The organism is Erwinia aeris, from assembly GCF_041224955.1.
In the GTDB taxonomy this organism is placed as follows: Bacteria; Pseudomonadota; Gammaproteobacteria; order Enterobacterales; family Enterobacteriaceae; genus Erwinia; species Erwinia aeris.
The window spans coordinates 22,487-43,848 of record NZ_JBGFFX010000004.1 but is presented as its reverse complement, the minus strand read 5'-3'; the positions used below and the strand labels follow the sequence as shown (position 1 = coordinate 43,848).

The following is a 21,362-nucleotide window of genomic DNA, read 5'->3' as shown; positions in this document are numbered from 1 at the left end:
TTTCTCTGCCCGAAACGGCCAAAAATCCGAATTCAGACAGGGAAGCCGCACAGCGTTTATTCTCTGGCTTTTCACCGCGTATTATCCCCTGTAAAGAATGCAACGGACGCTAACACAAGGAGTGTGCCACGATGGCCGGACTGCAATTCCCCTGCACTCTATTCAAAACCCAAAAGCGGATGGACGATTACAGCGCCAGTGATATGCGCTGCGGCGATCTGACCGAAGCACGGTTAAAATCCTATTACGGGCTGGTAGATGTGTCTGCCAAAGCCAATCCTTATACCCTGACGAAAATCACCCCGTTTAATCAGCCACAGTCTATGTTTTACGGCTCCCGTGGAGCTGGCGAGAAAATTACCCGCCAGCAGTGCGCGGCGATCCTGTTTGATGAGTTTCGGGAGCGTTCCCCCTTGTTCTCGGTATATGGGCCTTACCGCCATTTGGCCGAAGAGATGATTACCCACATGCAACACGGCAAAGGTTCACCTTTCAGCAGTGTGAGCCTGAACAGGGCGCTGAAGGAGCATATTTTGTCCGATAACACACCAAACAGCACTCGCTTACGGTTAGGTGAGGCTATTGAAAAATATATTGACTGGAAAAATAAATGTTATCCGGCAAAAGATAAAGAGGAGTTGCGAAAAGCTATTCTTGAAGGAAAACTCCCCAAATTCGACCGCATTCAGGATAATTTTAATGGTATGGGCATAACTGTCCACGACACCTGGGCAACACACATCACTATCAAATCGCTACAGGTTGATGATGGTAGTTATCGGGCGGTGCTGCATTACAGAATCCAGGATCACTTTGGCCTGGATGTTGACGATATATCAAAATTCAGCTTCAACCTGTTCCGCTTCTTTCGTATCTGGTTTGTGTTGCAGCGATACAACCAGTTTGGTTTTAAGCCTTTTATGACCAACATGGAAGCCGTCATAGAAATTACTGGAGACCGCAAATGAGAGTAAAGAAAAGGAGTCTTATTGCCTTGCTCGCTCTGGCTGTCTGCGTATTTCCTGGTTACTGGCTTTGTCTATCACTGCGTCCGGTGGAAGTTATCGCAGTTCATGATAATGGTAATCATAGCTATGTTTTAGTCAGGAATTTCCCGCAGACCGATATGGGGAAAATAAAGTGGTGGCTAAAAAATAAAGATACACTGAAAGAAAAGTATAACATTCCTAACCCCTCATCCTCTGGCTATTTTACTGTTATTTTTTGGAATTTCGGTGAGGGTTATAAAGAAGAAGGAAAATATGACAGGCTTTGTTTTGATGATATGAAAATAAGAATAAATTGCATCGAAAAGGATGCTGTTTTTTCCGTGGATAAAAGCAGGAATTTTGGTACGACTTTCACAGCATACGATGGCGATAATTATCGCTTAGGCCAGAATGGCGACATTATAAAAGTCGGTTCCGATTAGGATTGCGTCTTTCGCAGAGAAGCAGCGACAAAACAATCCTTTCTACCGGCTTGAATCCCCCTGATAACTTCCAGGCGTTAGAGCAAAGATAACGCGCCGATCCTCTGCAGGATCGGCGCGGTAGTCGGTTACTCCACCGTGACCGATTTCGCCAGATTGCGCGGCTGGTCAACGTCGGTGCCTTTAATCAGCGCGACGTGGTAAGAGAGCAGCTGTAGCGGCACGGTGTAAAAGATTGGCGCGATAATCTCTTCCACGTGCGGCAGCGGGATAATACGCATCCCTTCGCTGTTGGCAAAGCCCGCATCCCGATCGGCGAACACGTACAGCAGGCCGCCGCGCGCGCGCACCTCTTCGATGTTCGACTTCAGTTTTTCCAGCAGCTCGTTGTTTGGCGCCACCACAATCACCGGCATATCGGCATCGATCAGCGCCAGCGGCCCGTGCTTCAGCTCACCCGCCGCATAGGCTTCAGCGTGGATATAGGAGATCTCCTTCAGCTTCAGCGCGCCTTCCATCGCTATTGGATACTGATCGCCACGGCCCAGGAACAGCGCGTGATGCTTATCGGAGAACTCTTCCGCCAGCGCTTCAATCTGCTTGTCCTGCGACAGCATCTGTTCGATACGGCTCGGCAGCGCCTGCAAACCGTGCACGATATCGTGCTCGATCTGCGCGTCCATACCCTTCAGGCGGCCGATTTTTGCCACCAGCATCAGCAGCACGGTCAGCTGCGTGGTGAAGGCTTTGGTCGAGGCCACGCCGATTTCCGTCCCGGCTTTGGTCATCAGCGCCAGATCGGATTCGCGTACCAGCGAAGAGCCGGCCACGTTGCAGATCGCCAGCGAGCCGAGATAGCCCAGCTCTTTCGACAGGCGCAGCGCCGCCAGCGTGTCCGCCGTTTCACCGGACTGCGACAGCGTGATCATCAGGCTGTTTTTGCGCACCGCCGATTTGCGATAGCGGAATTCAGAAGCGATCTCCACGTCGCACGGCACGTTAGCCAGCGCTTCAAACCAGTAGCGGGACACCATGCCGGAGTTGTACGAGGTGCCGCAGGCCACGATTTGAATATGCTCAACCTGCGCCAGCAGCGCGTTGGCGTTTGGCCCCAGCTCGGAGAGATCCACTTCGCCATGGCTGAAACGCCCGGTCAGGGTGTTTTTGATCGCCATCGGCTGTTCGTAAATCTCTTTCTGCATATAGTGACGATACAGGCCTTTGTCGCCCGCGTCGTACTGCACGTTGGATTCGATTTCGGCACGCTCCACGCGCTCGCCCAGGCGATCGAAGATAACCACGTCGCGACGGCTAACCTCTGCGATATCGCCTTCTTCCAGGTACATAAAGCGACGCGTCACCGGCAGCAGCGCCAGCTGATCGGAAGCGATAAAGTTTTCACCCACGCCACGGCCAATCACCAGCGGGCTGCCGGAACGGGCGGCCACCAGCACGGACGGATCGCGGCTGTCCATAATGACCATGCCGTAAGCGCCGCGCAGCTGCGGGATCACGCGCTGTACCACTTCACGCAGCGTGCCGCCGCTCTGCTTCTGCTCCCAGTGCACCAGGTGCGCGACCACTTCCGTATCCGTTTCGGACGCAAAGCGATAGCCCAGCTCTTTTAACCGCTCACGCAGCGGCTCGTGGTTTTCGATAATGCCGTTATGCACGATAACGATATGTTCTGAGATATGAGGATGCGCATTGGCCTCCGACGGCTCGCCGTGGGTTGCCCAGCGCGTGTGCGCGATACCGGTGCCGCCAGCCAGCGGCGTGGTTTCCGCCGCTTCCGCCAGTTTTTGCACCTTGCCTAAACGACGAAGGCGCGTGATCTGCCCTTCGGCGGTAACGACGGCCAGACCCGCGGAGTCATAGCCCCGATATTCCAGGCGGCGTAACCCTTCTAACAGGATTTCTGCGATATCACGTTGCGCTACTGCACCAACAATTCCACACATAGTAGTTTTCCTGACGTCATGGCGTTTGCCATTAACTTTGTCTTCTGCCTGTTTGTTCCGGTATGTTCCGGTTCCCCGAGCCTTGTAGAGAGTGGGGATTAGAGTTATATGGGTGCCATGCACCCCTTACTGCAATCGGGCGATCTTCGCCGCCCGTAAAATTATTTTTTCTTCGCCGGACGCTGCCAGTCGGTTTTCAGATTCTGTTCTTTACGATTGTAGGCCAAACCTGGCGCGGAGATATCTTTCATCACCGTGGTGCCTGCGGCGATGGTCGTGCCCGCCGCTACCGATACCGGCGCCACCAGCTGGGTATCGGAGCCGACAAAGACATCGTCGCCGATGATCGTCAGCGATTTGTTCACGCCATCGTAATTACAGGTGATGGTGCCCGCGCCGATATTGACGTTAGCGCCGATCGAAGCATCGCCCAGGTAGCTCAGGTGACCGGCTTTAGAGCCTTTGCCCAGCGTCGCCTTTTTCATTTCGACAAAGTTGCCGACGTGTGCGCCAGCGGCAAGCGAGCTGCCGGGACGAAGCCGGGCGAACGGGCCGACGGTGCAGTCTGCCGCCAGCTCGGCGTTTTCCAGCACGCTGTAAGGACTGATTTCGCAGTCGTCGCCAATCACGCAGTTTTTCAGCACGCAGCCGCTACCGATTTTCACGCGGTTGCCGAGCTGCACCTTACCTTCGATAATCACGTTGGTGTCTATTTCTACGTCGCGGCCATGTTTAAGCTCGCCCCGCAGGTCGAAACGCGCCGGATCTTTCAGCATCACGCCCGCCAGCAGCAGTTTTTCCGCCTGCTGTGCCTGCCAGACGCGTTCCAGCGTCGCCAGCTGTAGCCGGTTGTTAACGCCGTCGGTTTCCGAACTGTGCAAAGGCTGCGTCGTTTCCGTCACCCGGCCTTCCTGATGAGCCAGCGCGATAATATCCGTGATGTAATATTCGCCCTGAGCGTTGTCATTGGTGAGCTTGCTCAGCCAGCGCTTCAGGTCGCCGCCGTTGGCCAGCAGAATACCGGTATTGATTTCGCGGATCGCCAGCTGTTCCGGCGTGGCGTCTTTCTGCTCTACGATGCCCACGACCTGGCCCTGCTCACGGAGGATGCGACCATAGCCGGTGGGATTATCAAGGATGACCGTTAGCAGCGCGATGCCGCCCTGCGGTTTTGCCTGGCGCAGTCGCTGTAGCGTTTCGATAGAAATCAACGGCACGTCGCCGTACAGCATCAGGATATCTTCGTCATCGGCAAACCAGGGCGCGGCCTGCTGCATAGCGTGACCGGTGCCCAGCTGCTCGGCCTGCAATACCCAGTTCAGCGAGGGATCCTGCAAGGTCGACTGTAAGCGTTCGCCGCCGTGTCCGTAAACCAGATGGACTTTATCAGCGCCCACGCCCTGCGCGGCGTCAATGACGTGTTGTACCATTGGCTTACCGGCCAAAAGATGAAGAACTTTGGGAAGATCGGAGTACATACGGGTTCCCTTGCCTGCGGCAAGGATCACCACGCTCAGCGCGCTGTTTGACATAGACATCCTGCTTGATGTTGAAATCGCTTTCCTGGCGAAAAGTAAAGCTGGATTGCGGGAAAAATACTACTTCTTTTACCCTTCAACAATACTTTCCGCCGGGCCGAACAAGGGCACCACGCCGGGAAAAGCCGGTATGCGTCCCTCAGCCGGAGCATGATACCACCAAAATAGAGTCGTCTATGACTTTCCACCGCTGTCGATCAAACGGTTTTGCTCTTTAACCATTCAGAGATTTTTTGCTGCAGCACGACCACGACTTCGCTGCCGCTGGTGCCGGCGATAGCAGAGAAAAAAAGCGTTTGGGACGTAGTCATGTTGAAATCAATACAGAGTAAGCCAACCACAAAGCCAGTAAACATTGAAATAAATATGTGTTTCAGGAAAAAGCTCAGTTTCCCTTTATTTTCTTTTATCAGCTCGCCGTGGATAAAGTAATTAACCACTCCTCCGGCGCTGGCAACTATCATGGCATCCAAAAGATGATGTTCACTTAAAAACTTCATCAGCAACATAGTTTCATCATTATATAACACGGTAATACCTCAGAAAGATAAATAGCGATCGGCAAAGACCATGGCTATTTATGGCGAAGAAAAAGATTTTTTTCGCGTTCCCTGCGAGTAATTAACGTTTTAACCACGCCATTTCCGGCGTAAATCCACGAGCCGAACTGTTCGGCGGCGGCGGCATAGCAGCCCTGGTTTAAAAACATCAGCAGCGTGGAAGGCTGACCGCTTTTTAGCTCGATCAGGCCAGCTTTTACGCCCTGCTGCCCGGCGCCGACGCTGTGCAGAATGGAGCAGAGCGCGTCAAACTGATCCTGCGTGACGGGCACTTCAACTTTCTGCCGCAAGAGTTCGGCGCATTTGTTCAGGTCGCTGACAAGCAGCACCTCCGCCTGTTCAGGCGTAACGCTGTCGCCTTCACGGACGCTTTCCGCATGGCCATAGCCCAGCGTCCAGATGCCCGCGTCATTCTTCTCTGCGGTTAAACGAAGTTTTTCCTGAGCCTTGATAAAATCAATGCCCCTCTCTGAAATATTCATTTTTTTCACTCTGGCAGACGGGAAATAATGCTCCCGAAGGAGCATTATTTATTTCAAATTAACGAAGGTAATCCCATGGTTTACCGAACTGGCCGGTAGTTTCTTCCAGACCAGGTTCAGAGCCCTGTGACCAGAATTTACCGATAAAGTTAACGCCTTTATGCGTCACTTTACTGCCTTCCACGTAGACTGCGGTTGCACTCCACAGGGGATATTCAGCAGGCACATCCGGCACCACTGGCTCATCCGGAGTAACTTCGGATGCAGGCACGATAACCACTTTGTAAGAGGCCATATCGGTTTTGCTATTGGCCGCGGTGACGGTCAGCAGCAGCTCTACCACCTTTTCAGAGGTAACAGCCGGCAGCGCAACTTTCGTTTCGCTGGCCTGCGGAGAAACGATCTGCACGTTACCGCTGCCTGACCATTTGTAGCTGGCGGCTTTAACGGATTTATCCGCAGAGAAGACCAGCGTGCTGCCGCCCAGCGCTTTCATAGTGATAACAGCAGTTGGCGCGGTGTTATCTTCCGGGTCAACTGGATCGATTGGGTCTACCGGGTCTACCGGGTCTACCGGGTCTACCGGGTCTACCGGGTCTACCGGGTCTACCGGGTCTACCGGGTCTACCGGGTCTACCGGGTCTACCGGGTCTACCGGGTCTACCGGGTCAATTGGGTCTACAGGGTCTACAGGGTCTACAGGGTCAATCGGGTTTTCACCGTTGATATTGATCCCTTTGAAGTAGAAAGGGGACATATCGATATTCTGCTGCACAATCGGGCAGCCCATACCTTCACGACCGGCGTTAACCAGCAGGCCGTTATCGTTATCGATAGTCCAGGTGAACAGACCGCCCAGGCCTTTTTCGATCACATAACGCGCTTTTTCACGTACGGTACGTGGCGTATCGATAGAGTGGAAAACTTTAGACGTCGGGCTGTACAGATAATCTGCGCAGGCGTCGTCATCGGTATACACGTTGTAACCGTTACGGCCAGACTGGTTTTCCAGATCCAGGTAGTTGTTGATAATGTCATAGTATTCAACACAGCCGGACTCAAAAGTCCCCACGGTAGTACCGCTACCATCGTAAGAACCCTTCAGCGGAGAGAAGGATTCAATGTTGCCGCCCTTGGCGCTACGTGAATAGCCTGCATAACCGATGTTGATGGCTTCAGGATCCACACCCAGGTTCAGCAGATACTCAACCGCTTCTTCCAGACTGTAGGTGCTGTTTTTGGTTTTATACAGGTTGGCGTGATGGGCCAGGCCGTCCGCCCACGGCGTACCGAAGAAGTCATAGGTCATCAGGTTGATGCCGTACAAACCCACTTCCAGCAGGCCTTTGATATTAGAATGCTGCAACACATCCACGTTAGCGGAAGACGCGATACTGATTTTCACGTGTTTCATGCTGTTAGCATCAAGCGCCTTACGCAGGCTGGAGATCAGCGCCACGTAGTTCTCACCATCTTCCGGGCCGTGTGGGTTACCCGCGCCTGCAGCATTTGGATATTCCCAGTCGATATCGATTTCAGAAAACATCGGGAAGCGGTCGAAGAACCAGATAATGCTGGCTACCAGCGTATCAATCGCGCTCTGGCTTTTCGCCAGCTCGTGGAAGGCTTCGCTCATCGTCCAGCCGCCGAGGCTGAAGGAAAGCGCCAGATCGTGACCCTGAGCTTTTGCATCAATCTGCAATTTACGCATCGCGCCCAGCACGCCCTGCAGGTTAGGGTGATCCTGATAGAAACAGTCGCCTTCGCCATCGGACGGATAGGTGGTGCCCGGGCCAAAACCAAATGCTTTCCAGCCGCTGAAGCCGCAGTTGATATAAGACTGGCAATCGGCCCACGGATCCAGGATGGTCATTTCGTTGGCTTTCTTGCCGGTCCAGGCCGCAGCCTGATCGATTTTTTCTTTATTAGCGCCTTTATCACCGACGATACCGGTAAAACCAAAAATGATTTTATCGTAGGCGGTTGGGTCTAACTTAGTGATATCAATCCCACGGCCGCGATTGGCTTTAAGAATGTTGCCATTATTATCAACCTGACGCTGATCGTAATGCGCCCAGTCAGTGTAATAGCCAAAGATTTTAGGTTTATTGGCGGTGTTATATTTGTTGTATACACGTTTTGCTACGCGACCTGAAGTGTAACTAAATTCTGAAGTGTTCGTTACCGGGTTAAATCCATCTGCGGCATAAGACTGTTCTGTAAGAATGTCTTGTTGAATCAACTTGCTCATTGCAAATCCTTATATGATAAAAGTTAGTGTACTCAGCGCCATCGATTAAGCTGGCCGACAAACTTTTACCCGATACGGAAAAGCATACCAGTTACAAATAAAGAATAATTATCAGCTCACTCCTGCCCGCCCCGAAATAACATTAATAAGCCAGCTATCGGCCAGACTGCGTGCGTGAGTCTGGGGACAGGCAGGATAAATAACCCCAGACCGGATAAACGACCTTCGAATAACAAGACTCTGTTCTCTTTTATCAATGACGGATAAACAATAATTAGAACCTCGCTTAACATTGCGCGCGGCAAAACCGCTACAGACCCTTGACCGGCGCGGATTACCGCCTTCTGGCGTGCACTTTCTGCAATGCCTGTGCTAATAATTACAACCCGTCTTTATCTTTTCTGCTGGTATATTCCTGCCACCAACAGAGCGAAGCAGTTAAGCAGAGCGATATCTGCTAAAAAATAAAAAGAATATTAAAGCAAACATTAATAAGGATTTGCAGAGGCTATACAAAGCCTTTTACCATCGCTGTTTTTTTTAATCTATTACTGGTTTCCCCACTTAACAGGTCACAGTCATGAACGAAGAAATTTATCTTGGTAACAATATTTATCTCTCAGAGGAGAGAAATCATCTGATCAATGGCAACATTACATTAACCATCAGCGAAAAAGAGAAACGATTGCTGAGCTATTTCCTTCGCAACCCGGAAAAAGAGCTGACAAAAAGCCATTTGATTACGGCAATCTGGGAAAGCCGGGCTGCGACTATCGATGACGCCAACCTGACTCAGCTGGTTTATAAAATACGCCGCGATTTAGCTGCGGTGAACCTCAGAAACTGTATTAAAACGATACCGGGCAAAGGCTATATCTATATTCCGGAGAAAAAGAAAGCAGTGCAGGAACCTGTGATGGCGGACGCTGGCAGCAGCAAGACGGAATGCCTTATCTGTTCAGCGCTTACTATCATCGCCACCGTTATGGCGTTGTGCACGCTTTGCTTTTTCTTCTGGCGTAGCTGAACGTTTAACGCTCAGTTTAATTACAACATTAAATATAGTGTTTTATCCGATCGGGATTTCCTGCAGCGCGCCCTGTGCCGCCCCTTCGACAATAAAAAAAGGCCAGGCAGTTTCCTGTCTGGCCTTTCTGCTTAAACCTGAATTACATCGCTTTTTTGGTCAACTCGATCACGCGCAGTTTGGCGATCGCTTTAGCCAGTTCAGCCGACGCGGCAGCAAAGTCCACATCGCCGTGAGAGCCACTCATGTGCTCCTCGGCTTTGCGTTTCGCTTCCATCGCGCGGGCCTCGTCGAGGTCGGTGCCGCGGATCGCCGTATCAGCCAGCACGGTAGCCGCGCCTGGCTGTACTTCCAACATGCCGCCGGAGAGATAGATATACTCTTCGTCGCCCTGTTCTTTAACGATGCGAACCATACCAGGTTTAATGGCGGTCAGCAGCGGGGCGTGGCCAGGATGGATCCCCAGCTCGCCTTCGCTACCTGACACCTGAATACGCTGCACAGTGCCGGAGAACATCTGCTGTTCTGCACTGACCACGTCCAGGTGAAAAGTCATAGCCATAATTAACCTCCCGGGAAACCGTTATTACAGTTTCTTCGCTTTTTCCACGGCTTCTTCGATGGAACCAACCATGTAGAAAGCCTGCTCTGGCAGATGGTCGAATTCACCGTCCATGATGCCTTTAAAGCCACGGATGGTATCTTTCAGCGACACATACTTGCCCGGAGAACCGGTGAAGACTTCTGCCACGAAGAACGGCTGAGACAGGAAGCGCTGCATCTTACGAGAGCGAGCAACAACCAGCTTGTCGTCTTCAGACAGCTCGTCCATCCCGAGGATAGCGATGATGTCTTTCAGTTCCTGGTAACGCTGCAGCAGAGACTGCACGCCACGAGCCACGTCGTAGTGTTCCTGACCAACAACCAGCGGATCCAGCTGACGGCTGGTAGAATCCAGTGGATCAACCGCCGGGTAGATACCCAGAGACGCGATCTGACGGCTCAGTACCACGGTTGCGTCTAAGTGAGCAAAGGTGGTGGCTGGCGATGGGTCAGTCAAGTCATCCGCAGGCACGTAAACGGCCTGTACGGAGGTGATAGAACCGGTTTTGGTTGAGGTGATACGTTCCTGCAGAACGCCCATCTCTTCCGCCAGCGTTGGCTGGTAGCCTACCGCTGATGGCATACGACCCAGCAGCGCGGACACTTCGGTACCGGCCAGGGTGTAACGGTAGATGTTATCGATGAACAGCAGTACGTCACGACCTTCATCACGGAATTTTTCCGCCATGGTCAGGCCAGTCAGGGCAACGCGCAGACGGTTTCCTGGTGGCTCGTTCATCTGGCCGTAGACCAGAGATACTTTGTCGATAACGTTGGAGTCGGTCATCTCGTGATAGAAGTCGTTACCCTCACGGGTACGCTCGCCCACGCCGGCAAATACGGAGAAACCTGAGTGCTCAGCCGCAATGTTACGGATCAGCTCCATCATGTTTACGGTTTTACCTACACCCGCGCCGCCGAACAGACCAACTTTACCGCCCTTCGCGAACGGACACATCAGGTCGATTACCTTGATACCGGTTTCCAGCAGCTCCTGAGAGTTGGACTGGTCTTCGTATGAAGGTGCAGAACGGTGGATCGCCCAACGCTCTTCTTCGCCGATGTCGCCTTTCATGTCGATTGGCTCGCCCAGCACGTTCATGATACGGCCAAGCGTTGCGGTACCTACCGGTACTTCGATTGGGTGCGCAAGGTCAGCGACTTCCAGACCGCGCTTCAGGCCGTCGGAAGAACCCATTGCGATGGCGCGAACCACGCCACCACCCAGCTGCTGCTGTACTTCCAGCACCAGACGGGTATCACCATTTTTAGTCTCAAGCGCGCTGTACACTTGTGGTACTGCGTCCTGAGGAAATTCGACGTCAACAACGGCGCCGATTACCTGGACAATTTTTCCAGTAGCCATCTTGAATCCTCTACCTAATTCATTAAACCTGGTTAAACCGCGGAGGCTCCACCGACAATCTCGGTAAGTTCCTGGGTGATGCTGGCCTGACGAGCTTTGTTGTATACCAACTGCAGCTCTTTGATCAGGTTTCCGCCGTTGTCGGTCGCAGCTTTCATCGCCACCATACGCGCGGCCTGCTCGCTGGCCAGGTTTTCTACAACACCCTGGTAAACCTGAGACTCGACGTAGCGACGCAGTAACGTGTCCAGCAGCGCTTTCGGATCCGGTTCATACAGATAATCCCAGGTACTCTTCTTCACTACGCCTTCTTCCGGATCTGCTGGCGGTAACGGCAGCAGCTGGATGATTTGCGGTGACTGGGACATGGTGTTGATAAATTTGTTGCTGACAACATAGAGCTTGTCGATACGACCTTCGTCGTAAGCCTGCAGCATGACTTTTACCGGGCCGATCAGATCGGACAGGGAAGGCTTGTCGCCCATGCCCGTCACCTGAGCAACCACGTTGCCGCCGACAGCGCCGAAAAATGAAACACCTTTAGAGCCGATAATCGCCAGATCGCTCTCGACGCCTTTATCCGCCCAGCCTTTCATATCAGCCAGCACTCTTTTGAACAGGTTAATGTTCAAACCACCACAAAGCCCGCGGTCGGTAGACACGACCAGGTAGCCGACGCGCTTAACGTCGCGCTCCTCCAGGTAAGGGTGCTTGTATTCCAGATTGCCTAACGCAATGTGACCAATCACTTTGCGCATGGTCTCTGCATAAGGACGGCTGGCCGCCATGCGTTCCTGCGATTTACGCATTTTGGAGGCGGCGACCATTTCCATCGCTTTGGTGATCTTTTGCGTATTTTGAACGCTTCCGATCTTACTACGTATCTCTTTTGCGCCGGCCATAAGCTTCTCCTCAAAGCCTTGCGGCCTGCCCCGGAAGGGACAAGCCGCCAGACATTACCAGGACTGGGTTTTCTTGAACGTTTCGAGCAGAGCTTTCAGCTTCGCTTCGATATCGTTGTTGTAGTTACCAGCCTGGTTGATTTCCGCCATCAGCTCGCTGTGGTCGCGATCTGCATAAGCCAGAAGCGCTGCTTCGAAGCTGCCGATTTTCGCCAGCTCAACGTCGTTCAGGAAGCCACGCTCGGCGGCAAACAGCACCAGACCCTGCTGCGCTACGGACATCGGCGCATACTGTTTCTGTTTCAGCAGCTCGGTCACTTTCTGACCGTGGCTCAGCTGTTTACGGGTTGCTTCGTCCAGATCGGAAGCGAACTGAGAGAACGCTGCCAGTTCACGATACTGCGCCAGCGCGGTACGAATACCACCGGACAGTTTCTTGATGATCTTGGTCTGCGCAGCGCCACCCACACGGGATACGGAGATCCCTGGGTTAACTGCCGGACGAATACCGGAGTTGAACAGGTTAGTTTCCAGGAAGATCTGACCATCGGTAATCGAGATTACGTTGGTCGGAACGAACGCGGAAACGTCGCCAGCCTGAGTTTCGATGATCGGCAGCGCGGTCAGAGAACCGGTTTTACCTTTTACTGCACCGTTAGTGAAGCGCTCAACGTAGTCGGCGCTCACGCGGGAAGCACGTTCCAGCAGACGGGAGTGGAGGTAGAACACGTCGCCAGGGAAAGCTTCACGACCTGGTGGACGGCGCAGCAGCAGAGAAACCTGACGGTATGCAACGGCCTGCTTGGACAGGTCATCATATACGATCAGCGCGTCTTCACCGCGGTCACGGAAGTATTCGCCCATGGCGCAACCTGCATACGGTGCCAGGTACTGCAGCGCAGCAGACTCGGAAGCGGTAGCCACAACCACGATAGTGTTAGCCAGCGCGTTGTGTTCTTCCAGCTTACGTACCACGTTAGCGATGGTAGAAGCCTTCTGGCCGATAGCCACGTACACGCACTTGATGCCGGAATCGCGCTGGTTGATGATCGCATCGATCGCCATCGCGGTTTTACCGGTCTGACGGTCGCCGATGATCAGCTCACGCTGGCCACGGCCGATTGGGATCATCGCATCCACAGACTTATAACCAGTCTGTACAGGCTGGTCGACCGACTGACGGTCGATAACGCCTGGCGCAATCACTTCGATTGGCGAGAAGCCGTCGTTATCAATGGCGCCTTTGCCATCGATAGGTGCACCCAGGGTGTTCACCACACGACCCAGCAGGCCACGGCCTACCGGAACTTCCAGGATACGACCGGTACACTTAACCTTCATGCCTTCGGCGAGGTCAGCGTATGGGCCCATTACTACGGCACCTACGGAGTCGCGCTCCAGGTTCAGTGCGATAGCGAAGCGGTTGCCCGGCAGTGCGATCATCTCACCCTGCATAACATCGGCCAGGCCGTTTACGCGGATGATGCCGTCGCTGACGGAAACGATAGTACCTTCATTGTGAGCTTCGCTCACGACATTGAACTGAGCAATGCGCTGCTTGATCAGTTCGCTGATTTCGGTGGAATTCAGTTGCATATGCTCCAGTCCCCTTAAGACTGCAAGTCGTCTGCAAGGCGCTCAAGACGGCCGCGTACGCTGCCATCAATGACCATATCACCCGCACGGATGATTACACCTGCCATTACAGACTTATCAATTTTGCAATTCAGCTTAACTTTGCGTGACAGACGTTTTTCCATAGCGGCGCTGATTTTGGTCAGCTGTTCGTCACTCAGTGTAGTGGAAGAGATCACCTCAACGTCCGCGGTCGCATCGTATGCGGCGCGTAGCTGGATAAACTGAGCCAGTACATCGGGAAGCGCTGGTAAACGTTTGTTCTCAGCCATGACCTTAATCAGGTTCTGGCCGGCTTCATCGAGTTGATCACCACAGATAGCGATGAACCGTGCAGACAACGCTTCCGGCGCTAATGCGCCGGAAAGGAGTTCTGCCACTTGTTCATTGCTGGCTACTTCGGTAGCGAACGCCAGCATCTGCTGCCAGCGATCGACATTCTGATGCTCAACAGCAAAGTCAAAAGCTGCTTTGGCGTAGGGGCGAGCTACAGTAGTAAATTCAGACATCAGCCCCTTCCTCCTTACAGTTCAGCGACCAGTTTATCAACGATGTCGCTGTTAGCAGCTTCATCCACGGAACGTTCAATGATTTTCTCGGCGCCGGCGATAGCCAGCATCGCGACCTGCTTACGCAACTCTTCACGTGCACGTTTGCGTTCGGCGTCAATTTCAGCCTGCGCCTGGGTGACGATCTTGTTACGTTCCTGCTCAGCTTCGGCTTTCGCTTCGTCCAGGATCTGCGAACGACGTTTGTTAGCCTGTTCGATGATAACCTGAGCTTCTTCTTTCGCTTTTTTCAGCTGGTCGGACGCATCAGCCTGCGCGAGATCCAAATCTTTTTTGGCACGTTCTGCGGAAGCAAGGCCGTCAGCAACTTCTTTCTGGCGCTTTTCGATAGCAGCCATCAGCGGCGGCCATACGTACTTCATGCAGAACACTACAAACAGGATGAACGCGATGGCCTGGCCGAGGATTGTTGCGTTTAAGTTCACTGCACAATGCCTCTTGTTAAGTTAACTTTTTTCTCCGGTCTGACGACCGGCAGAAGCCGTTCATCGTCGAACTCGCGTCCAACGATGAACATCAGGGTTAGGCGACGGCGAACATCACATACAGACCCAGACCAACAGCGATCATTGGGATTGCATCCACCAGACCCATTACAACAAAGAACTGCGTACGCAGCAGAGGGATCAGATCCGGTTGACGCGCGGCGCCTTCCAGGAATTTACCTCCGAGGATGCCGATACCGATCGCAGCACCGATTGCCGCTAAGCCCATCATCACAGCGGCAGCCATGTACAGCAGATCCATATTCAGGTTTTCCATGACAGTCTCCAGTTTGTTTCAGTTAAAACGCAGTAGTGTTGATAAAAAAATCAGTGTTCTTCAGATGCCATCGACAGATAGACAATCGTCAGTACCATGAAAATGAAAGCCTGTAACGAAATGATCAGGATGTGGAAAATGGCCCATGGCACACTCAGAACCCACTGTGACCACCACGGCAACAGGCCGGCAATCAGGATAAAAATCAATTCACCCGCATACATGTTGCCGAACAGTCGCAGACCGAGAGAAACCGGTTTGGACAGCAGGCTCACGCCTTCAAGGATCAGGTTGATCGGAATGAAGACAGGATGATTGAAGGGTTGCAATGTCAGCTCTTTAGTAAAGCCCCCAATGCCTTTCATCTTGACGCTGTAGAACAGAATCAAAATAAATACGCCCAGCGCCATAGACAGCGTGATGTTCACGTCGGCTGAAGGCACAACACGCAACGCTGGCAGACCCAGAACGTGCTCGCCGATATACGGCAGCAGATCGATAGGCAGCAGGTCCATGAAGTTCATCAGGAAGACCCAGACGAAAATCGTCAGAGCCAGCGGTGCGATTACTTTGCTTTTACCGTGGTACATGTCGCGGACGTTGTTGTCGACGAAGCCAACAACCAGTTCAATCGCCGCCTGCAGTTTTCCCGGAACGCCGCTGGTGGCTGATTTCGCAACTTTGCGAAACAGCACCAGGAATACCAGTCCCAGCACCACAGAGAAAAACATGGAGTCAATATTTAATACCCAGAACGACGGTGCGTCGTGCGGATTCACTAGCTCGAAGGTACGCAGGTCCAGCTGAAGGTTATTCAGGTGGTGACCTATGTATTCCTGCGGCGTAGAGATTTCTCCTGCAGCCATGATGCCTCTTACCCTTTGTTGTTAATTACAGCCGGTGCGACGATTTGCACAATCAGCACCGATAACCAGGTCAGTCCGAGCGGCGTAAATGCCGCCCCAAACACCGCCAGCGCCACGACAAGCAGAAGAATGGTTGCCAGAACCTTCAGCACTTCACCCAGAGCGAAGCTCCAGGCCACGCGTCCTTTAACCGGGTCTCCTGCCTGATGACGCCAGGCAAAAATCATAAACAATACGTTCGGTAGCCAGGCCGCCAGTCCACCCGCAAGCGCGGACAGGCCCCAGGTCAACTCTTTCAGGGCGAACAGCGCGCCGATTATGACAAAAATCACCAGCTGAAGAAGCAGCACGGTTCGGGCAAATTTCACTCTGTAAAGGGACACTGACATGACGCTGAAACTCTCCTGCCCCGTCGGGGGTATGTCGCGTGTCGTATAAAACTGCCTTTGCCGCTTTGAGTCAAGCAGCAAAAAACGAGCAAATTATACGGCGCGCCCCTGCGATTTCAATGGATAAGTAGCGAAATGGTGAACAATTATTTAAATTTCTTTCGCGGGCGCGCTTTTTCAAAACTGTCAGGAATGGCCGACAGGCGGAAAATGCATACGATAAAGGCCAAATATCGCTCATAAAGCGTGCGGAAGATCACAATTCAGTAATATTTTATCCGCATTCCGTTAAGGAATATTCTTAATATCGCTCAGAAAAATATAATTATATCAATAACATTCAACTACTTACTATTTTTTACCGTAAAACCAGCCTGCCAGCCGGATTAAAAGTGTTAATTGACAGTCATTGCAGCCAAAATTTCAGGCTAATCCGCCAGGCAAGCAAAATAAATATCACCACATTATTTTTCACTTCGCGCTGAAAAAGGCGGATCTCGTCCCGACGAGGTAATATCCTTGATAACACTTTGTGAAATTAACGTTAAATGTAACCAGGTGTGAACGATAATTTCTGCGCGTCATTTTAACCTTACTGAAACATTCCCACCTGAAAAAAAATCACCGCGTATCGCCCGAAAGGCTAAATTTTCGTCGGGCTTTTTAACCTTTCGCGTTACCTGCGCCTTCCTCTCCCCTGCCCTGCAGGGCTGACTTAACTAAAATCGGGTTTGGTAAGCCTGTGCCGTTCAGCCGCTTTGCTGAATAATCAGGCGATAATACGGTAAAAAATTCGGCTTTTCAGCGTTATTTTCAGGCAAATCACGTTCAATCAGCGCTGCTTGCTGCCAGATTTTGCGGATTAATTACCACCAGGTGACGTTCGCCTTCCAGTTCAGGAACGAGAAGCTTCACCGTCTTGTGATGGGTAAAACCTGCCGGCAGCGCGTCGATCTCATCCTGCGGCACGACGCCTTTCAGCGCATAAAATCGCCCTTTTTCGCCAGGCAGATGATGGCACCAGCTCAGCATATCGTTCAGAGAAGCGAAGGCCCGACTGATCACGCCATCAAAAGGCGGCTCGGCAGGAAACACCTCTACCCTGCTCTGTACCGGATCGATATTTTCCAGTTTCAGTTCATGCTGTACCTGCTTAAGAAAGCGTATGCGTTTGCCCAGGCTATCCAGCAGCGTGAAGTGCGCTTCAGGACGGACGATAGCGAGCGGTACGCCCGGCAGCCCTGGTCCCGTGCCCACATCGATAAAACGGCTTCCTTCCAGATAAGGCTCAACCACGATGCTGTCCATGATATGCCGTACCAGCATCTGCTGCGGGTCACGCACCGACGTCAGGTTATAAGCCTTGTTCCATTTATGCAGCAGCTCAACATAGCCTGTCAGCTGCTCTTTTTGTCGATCGGTCAGGGAAATATTGGCGGCTTTCAGCAGCGCGGAAAGTTTATTAATCACGATTACATCCAAATCAGTTAAAGGGGCGACCGTAGCCGCCCCGCGAAGCATCAGGCGCTTTTGCGCAGCAGCCCCTGTTTTTTCAGGTAGATCAGAAGAATGGAAATAGCCGCAGGCGTGATCCCTGAAATACGCGAAGCCTGACCTATCGATCCCGGCTTGTGATCGTTCAGCTTGGCGATCGCCTCGTTAGAGAGGCCGCTGACCTGACGGTAATCCAGCTCCACCGGCAGCAGCGTGTTCTCGTTGCGCAGCTGGCGATCGATCTCTTCCTGCTGGCGGGCGATATAGCCTTCGTATTTCACCTGAATTTCAACCTGCTCGGCGGCCTGAGCGTCGCTTAAGGCGGGCGCAAAGGTGCTGAGCGTCATCAGCTGCTGATAGGTCATCTCTGGACGACGCAGCAGATCTTCGCCGTTGGCTTCTTTGGTCAGCGCGGCGCTCAGTACGCCATTCACTTCATCCACGGCTTCAGATTTAGGATGCACCCAGATGTCGCGCAGACGCTGACGCTCCTGCTCAATGCTCTCCAGCTTCTCGTTAAAGCGCGCCCAGCGGGCATCGTCTACCAGACCCAGCTCGCGGCCTTCGGCGGTCAGACGCAGATCGGCGTTGTCTTCACGCAGCATCAGACGGTATTCCGCCCTGGAGGTGAACATGCGGTACGGCTCTTTGGTGCCCAGCGTGCAGAGATCGTCAACCAGCACGCCCAGATAGGCCTGATCGCGACGCGGCGCCCAGGTCTCTTTGTCCGCAGAGAGGCGACCGGCATTCAGCCCAGCCAGCAAACCTTGCGCCGCGGCTTCTTCATAGCCTGTCGTGCCGTTGATCTGACCGGCAAAGAACAGACCTTCGATAAATTTGCTTTCCAGCGTTGGCTTCAGATCGCGCGGATCGAAGAAGTCATATTCGATGGCATAGCCCGGACGGACGATCTTCGCGTTTTCCAGGCCCTGCATAGAGCGAACAATCTGCATCTGGACATCAAACGGCAGGCTGGTGGAGATGCCGTTTGGATAAATTTCATTGCTGGTCAGCCCTTCCGGCTCCAGGAAGATCTGGTGCGCGTTGCGATCGGCAAAGCGCATCACCTTGTCTTCGATGGAAGGACAGTAGCGTGGGCCAACGCCTTCGATCACGCCAGCGTACATTGGGCTGCGATCCAGGTTGCTGCGGATGACGTCGTGCGTTTTCTCGTTGGTATAGGTGATGTAGCAAGGCACCTGCTGTGGGTGCTGCGCCACGTTGCCCATAAACGAGAAGACCGGCAGCGGCGTATCGCCATGCTGCGGAGCCAGCACGCTGAAATCAATCGTGCGCGCATCGATACGCGGTGGCGTACCGGTTTTCAGACGGCTGACGCGCAAAGGCAGTTCACGCAGGCGACGAGCCAGCGGGATCGAAGGCGGATCGCCAGCACGGCCGCCGCTGTAGTTATCCAGCCCGATGTGGATCTTACCGTCCAGGAAGGTGCCTACGGTCAGCACAACCGCTTTGGCGCGGAATTTGAGCCCCATCTGGGTCACAGCGCCAACGACGCGATCGTTTTCCACAATCAGATCGTCAACCGCCTGCTGGAAGATCATCAGGTTCGGCTGGTTCTCCAGCGCGGTGCGTACGGCCTGACGATAGAGCACGCGATCCGCCTGAGCACGGGTAGCCCTGACGGCGGGCCCTTTGCTGGCGTTTAGTATCCTGAACTGGATACCGGCCTGGTCAATAGCGTGTGCCATCAGGCCGCCCAGCGCGTCCACTTCTTTAACCAGATGTCCTTTTCCGATGCCACCGATCGCCGGATTGCAGGACATTTGTCCAAGCGTATCAATGTTATGCGTTAAAAGCAGGGTTTGCTGACCCATCCGGGCTGCCGCCATAGCGGCTTCCGTGCCCGCATGACCACCACCGATCACGATGACGTCAAAAGGATCTGGATAAAACATGGTACTGAACCTCGCGGTTGTGCGATTTAAAAGAGTGGGGGATGCCCGGGGCGTGAATTCTACTCAACTTTGGCCGAAGGTGAAAGCGCAGGGCCAGACACGTATTAAAAAGAAGATCTTTTTTATTTAGAGATCTCTTTACTGGATCTTCTATTAGGATCGACGATCTCTGTGGATAAGCCTTTTTTCCTTTCCAGGATCATCAGCTTAAGCGGGATCGTTTGCTGTGAAAGATCGGTGATCCTGCGGCGTATAAGCTGGGATCAAAAAGGCATGTTATGCACAGGCTCGATCCGACCGTACGGTTGTTCTTTGGATAACCACCGGTTATTACCGCTGGATCAGCATAGTTATCCACAGTTGATCGCTATTTAAATAGGCAAATCGGGGAGAAATTTACAAAACTTCGCCTGTTTTTCAGGCGTCGATCGCACAAATTGCTGCGATCCGACGCCCGATCGTCAGCCGATCAGCGTTTTCCAGCTCTCGATCCACACCTCGGCGGGATCTTCGGGGATCTCATGTTCGAGCACGTCAATATCCAGACGGTCGCCGATGCGCTGTGCACCACATGCCGTCAATAATTTGTCCATTTTATCGATCGCACCGCAGAAAAGATCGTATTCACGGTTGCCGATACCTACGGCGCCGTAGCGCAGCTGGCTCAGATCCGGACGCTTCTCTTCTATTTCATCAAACAGCGGCTGCAGGTTATCGGGCAGATCGCCGGCTCCATGGGTAGAGGTCACTACCAGCCACGTTCCTGCTGTCGAAAGCTCGTTCAGCTCTGGCCCGTGCAGTAATTCGGTAGAAAAGCCCGCTTCTTCCAGCTTCTCGGCCAGAAGTTCGGCAACATATTCCGCACTGCCCAGGGTGCTGCCAGTGATTAAGGTTACGTCCGCCATGTGAGATCCCTGTTTGCTAAAGGCGGCTATTGTACGCTGTGATCAGTCTGGGATCTACCTGTGGGTAAGTAAGGTTAATAAATGCAGGAGCGGGCTTACCTGCTGCTTTTGTTTCGCGGGCAAATAAGTGAAAGCACGCCGCGAGCGCCACGTGCCGGACGGATGGGAACGTTCCTGACCCGATATAAGATATTTCAACAAAAATGAGGCGCCGATCTTTTGTGGATAATATTGTGCACAGATCAGGGCTTGATCGTCCGCATGATCGGGTTTTGCAGGGAAATTAACGTCTCGGTGGACTGGATCTCGTCAATGGTCTGGATCTTGTTGATCAGCACCTGTTGCAGCGCGTCGATAGATCGGCACATCACCTTAATAAAGATGCTGTAGTGCCCGGTGGTGTACCAGGCCTCCACCACTTCATCAAGCGCGTCCAGCTTCGCCAGCGCGGCCGGATAGTCTCTGGCGCTTTTTAAAATGATGCCAATAAAGCAGCACACGTCATAGCCAAGCTGGCGAGGATCGATTTCCACCCGCGTGCCTTTAATGATGCCTGCCTGCTTCATCTTCTCTACCCGGACGTGGATAGTGCCGGGGCTGACGTTGAACTGCTTGGCCAGCTCGGCATAGGCGGTACGTGCGTTGGCCAACAGCGCATTGAGGATGCCGCGATCGAGATCGTCGGGTTGCAGATTATCGGGCAT

21 protein-coding genes are annotated in these 21,362 nt (G+C 53.0%); 3 read left to right on the top strand and 18 right to left on the bottom strand.

The features are described 5' to 3' along the window. Positions 1 to 131: 131 nt before the first annotated feature. Both AB6T85_RS08795 and AB6T85_RS08790 read left to right on the top strand, forming a co-directional pair. A complete protein-coding gene (locus AB6T85_RS08795; protein WP_369895322.1) occupies positions 132 to 968 on the top strand; it encodes a YPO3983 family protein in 837 nt (278 codons plus the stop codon). After that, positions 965 to 1,432 (top strand): DUF943 family protein, encoded by a 468-nt coding sequence (locus AB6T85_RS08790; protein ID WP_369895320.1) that lies wholly within the window; start codon positions 965 to 967, stop codon positions 1,430 to 1,432. Before AB6T85_RS08795 ends, AB6T85_RS08790 begins: the two co-directional genes overlap by 4 nt. A 128-nt stretch (positions 1,433 to 1,560) precedes the next feature. On the opposite strand, the gene glmS is transcribed toward AB6T85_RS08790, so the two are convergent. From glmS to AB6T85_RS08765, 5 genes are all read right to left on the bottom strand, one after another. Then, positions 1,561 to 3,393, bottom strand: coding sequence for a glutamine--fructose-6-phosphate transaminase (isomerizing) (glmS, locus tag AB6T85_RS08785; RefSeq protein WP_369895319.1), 1,833 nt, complete (start codon positions 3,391 to 3,393; stop codon positions 1,561 to 1,563). Positions 3,394 to 3,554: 161 nt separating this feature from the next. Beyond that, on the bottom strand, positions 3,555 to 4,925 hold the full coding sequence (glmU, locus tag AB6T85_RS08780) for a bifunctional UDP-N-acetylglucosamine diphosphorylase/glucosamine-1-phosphate N-acetyltransferase GlmU (protein WP_369895317.1): 1,371 nt from the start codon (positions 4,923 to 4,925) through the stop codon (positions 3,555 to 3,557). 203 nt (positions 4,926 to 5,128) lie between these two features. Next, positions 5,129 to 5,440, bottom strand: coding sequence for a phage holin family protein (locus AB6T85_RS08775; protein WP_301251592.1), 312 nt, complete (start codon positions 5,438 to 5,440; stop codon positions 5,129 to 5,131). A 65-nt stretch (positions 5,441 to 5,505) separates the two neighbouring features. Next, on the bottom strand, positions 5,506 to 5,973 hold the full coding sequence (locus AB6T85_RS08770) for a lysozyme (protein WP_253456837.1): 468 nt from the start codon (positions 5,971 to 5,973) through the stop codon (positions 5,506 to 5,508). Between the two features lie 58 nt (positions 5,974 to 6,031). Continuing rightward, positions 6,032 to 8,224 carry a glycoside hydrolase family 18 protein gene (locus tag AB6T85_RS08765; protein ID WP_369895316.1) on the bottom strand — a complete coding sequence of 731 codons (2,193 nt, stop codon included), beginning with the start codon at positions 8,222 to 8,224 and terminating at the stop codon, positions 6,032 to 6,034. A 580-nt stretch (positions 8,225 to 8,804) separates the two neighbouring features. Between AB6T85_RS08765 and AB6T85_RS08760 the strand changes: the two genes are divergently transcribed. After that, positions 8,805 to 9,251, top strand: coding sequence for a winged helix-turn-helix domain-containing protein (locus AB6T85_RS08760; protein ID WP_253456843.1), 447 nt, complete (start codon positions 8,805 to 8,807; stop codon positions 9,249 to 9,251). A 142-nt stretch (positions 9,252 to 9,393) separates the two neighbouring features. On the opposite strand, the gene AB6T85_RS08755 is transcribed toward AB6T85_RS08760, so the two are convergent. The 13 genes from AB6T85_RS08755 to asnC all read right to left on the bottom strand — a co-directional run bounded on the left by AB6T85_RS08755 (position 9,394) and on the right by asnC (position 21,362). Beyond that, a complete protein-coding gene (locus AB6T85_RS08755) occupies positions 9,394 to 9,813 on the bottom strand; it encodes a F0F1 ATP synthase subunit epsilon (RefSeq protein WP_125289177.1) in 420 nt (139 codons plus the stop codon). Positions 9,814 to 9,837: 24 nt separating this feature from the next. Beyond that, a complete protein-coding gene (atpD, locus tag AB6T85_RS08750) occupies positions 9,838 to 11,220 on the bottom strand; it encodes a F0F1 ATP synthase subunit beta (RefSeq protein ID WP_253456846.1) in 1,383 nt (460 codons plus the stop codon). Between the two features lie 32 nt (positions 11,221 to 11,252). Further along, the gene (atpG, locus tag AB6T85_RS08745; RefSeq protein WP_253456849.1) at positions 11,253 to 12,122 is read right to left on the bottom strand and encodes a F0F1 ATP synthase subunit gamma; all 870 of its coding nucleotides are present in this window, start codon (positions 12,120 to 12,122) and stop codon (positions 11,253 to 11,255) included. 54 nt (positions 12,123 to 12,176) lie between these two features. Then, positions 12,177 to 13,718: a F0F1 ATP synthase subunit alpha gene (gene atpA, locus AB6T85_RS08740; RefSeq protein WP_125289174.1), complete on the bottom strand. Its 1,542-nt coding sequence runs from the start codon at positions 13,716 to 13,718 to the stop codon at positions 12,177 to 12,179. 14 nt (positions 13,719 to 13,732) lie between these two features. Continuing rightward, a complete protein-coding gene (gene atpH / locus AB6T85_RS08735) occupies positions 13,733 to 14,266 on the bottom strand; it encodes a F0F1 ATP synthase subunit delta (protein WP_125289173.1) in 534 nt (177 codons plus the stop codon). A 14-nt stretch (positions 14,267 to 14,280) separates the two neighbouring features. After that, positions 14,281 to 14,751, bottom strand: a complete 471-nt coding sequence (gene atpF / locus AB6T85_RS08730) for a F0F1 ATP synthase subunit B (RefSeq protein WP_253456852.1) — start codon at positions 14,749 to 14,751, stop codon at positions 14,281 to 14,283. Between the two features lie 97 nt (positions 14,752 to 14,848). Next, positions 14,849 to 15,088, bottom strand: a complete 240-nt coding sequence (gene atpE / locus AB6T85_RS08725) for a F0F1 ATP synthase subunit C (RefSeq protein WP_003849523.1) — start codon at positions 15,086 to 15,088, stop codon at positions 14,849 to 14,851. 50 nt (positions 15,089 to 15,138) lie between these two features. Next, the gene (atpB, locus tag AB6T85_RS08720) at positions 15,139 to 15,954 is read right to left on the bottom strand and encodes a F0F1 ATP synthase subunit A (protein ID WP_125289171.1); all 816 of its coding nucleotides are present in this window, start codon (positions 15,952 to 15,954) and stop codon (positions 15,139 to 15,141) included. 8 nt (positions 15,955 to 15,962) lie between these two features. Continuing rightward, positions 15,963 to 16,343, bottom strand: a complete 381-nt coding sequence (gene atpI / locus AB6T85_RS08715) for a F0F1 ATP synthase subunit I (protein ID WP_125289170.1) — start codon at positions 16,341 to 16,343, stop codon at positions 15,963 to 15,965. 828 nt (positions 16,344 to 17,171) lie between these two features. Further along, positions 17,172 to 17,813 (bottom strand): 16S rRNA (guanine(527)-N(7))-methyltransferase RsmG, encoded by a 642-nt coding sequence (rsmG, locus tag AB6T85_RS08710; RefSeq protein WP_301251599.1) that lies wholly within the window; start codon positions 17,811 to 17,813, stop codon positions 17,172 to 17,174. Between the two features lie 50 nt (positions 17,814 to 17,863). Then, a complete protein-coding gene (mnmG, locus tag AB6T85_RS08705; RefSeq protein WP_253456858.1) occupies positions 17,864 to 19,753 on the bottom strand; it encodes a tRNA uridine-5-carboxymethylaminomethyl(34) synthesis enzyme MnmG in 1,890 nt (629 codons plus the stop codon). Between the two features lie 461 nt (positions 19,754 to 20,214). Next, positions 20,215 to 20,658, bottom strand: a complete 444-nt coding sequence (gene mioC, locus AB6T85_RS08700; protein WP_253456861.1) for an FMN-binding protein MioC — start codon at positions 20,656 to 20,658, stop codon at positions 20,215 to 20,217. A gap of 242 nt (positions 20,659 to 20,900) precedes the next feature. Next, complete coding sequence (asnC, locus tag AB6T85_RS08695; RefSeq protein ID WP_125289166.1) at positions 20,901 to 21,362, bottom strand: transcriptional regulator AsnC; 462 nt, start codon at positions 21,360 to 21,362, stop codon at positions 20,901 to 20,903.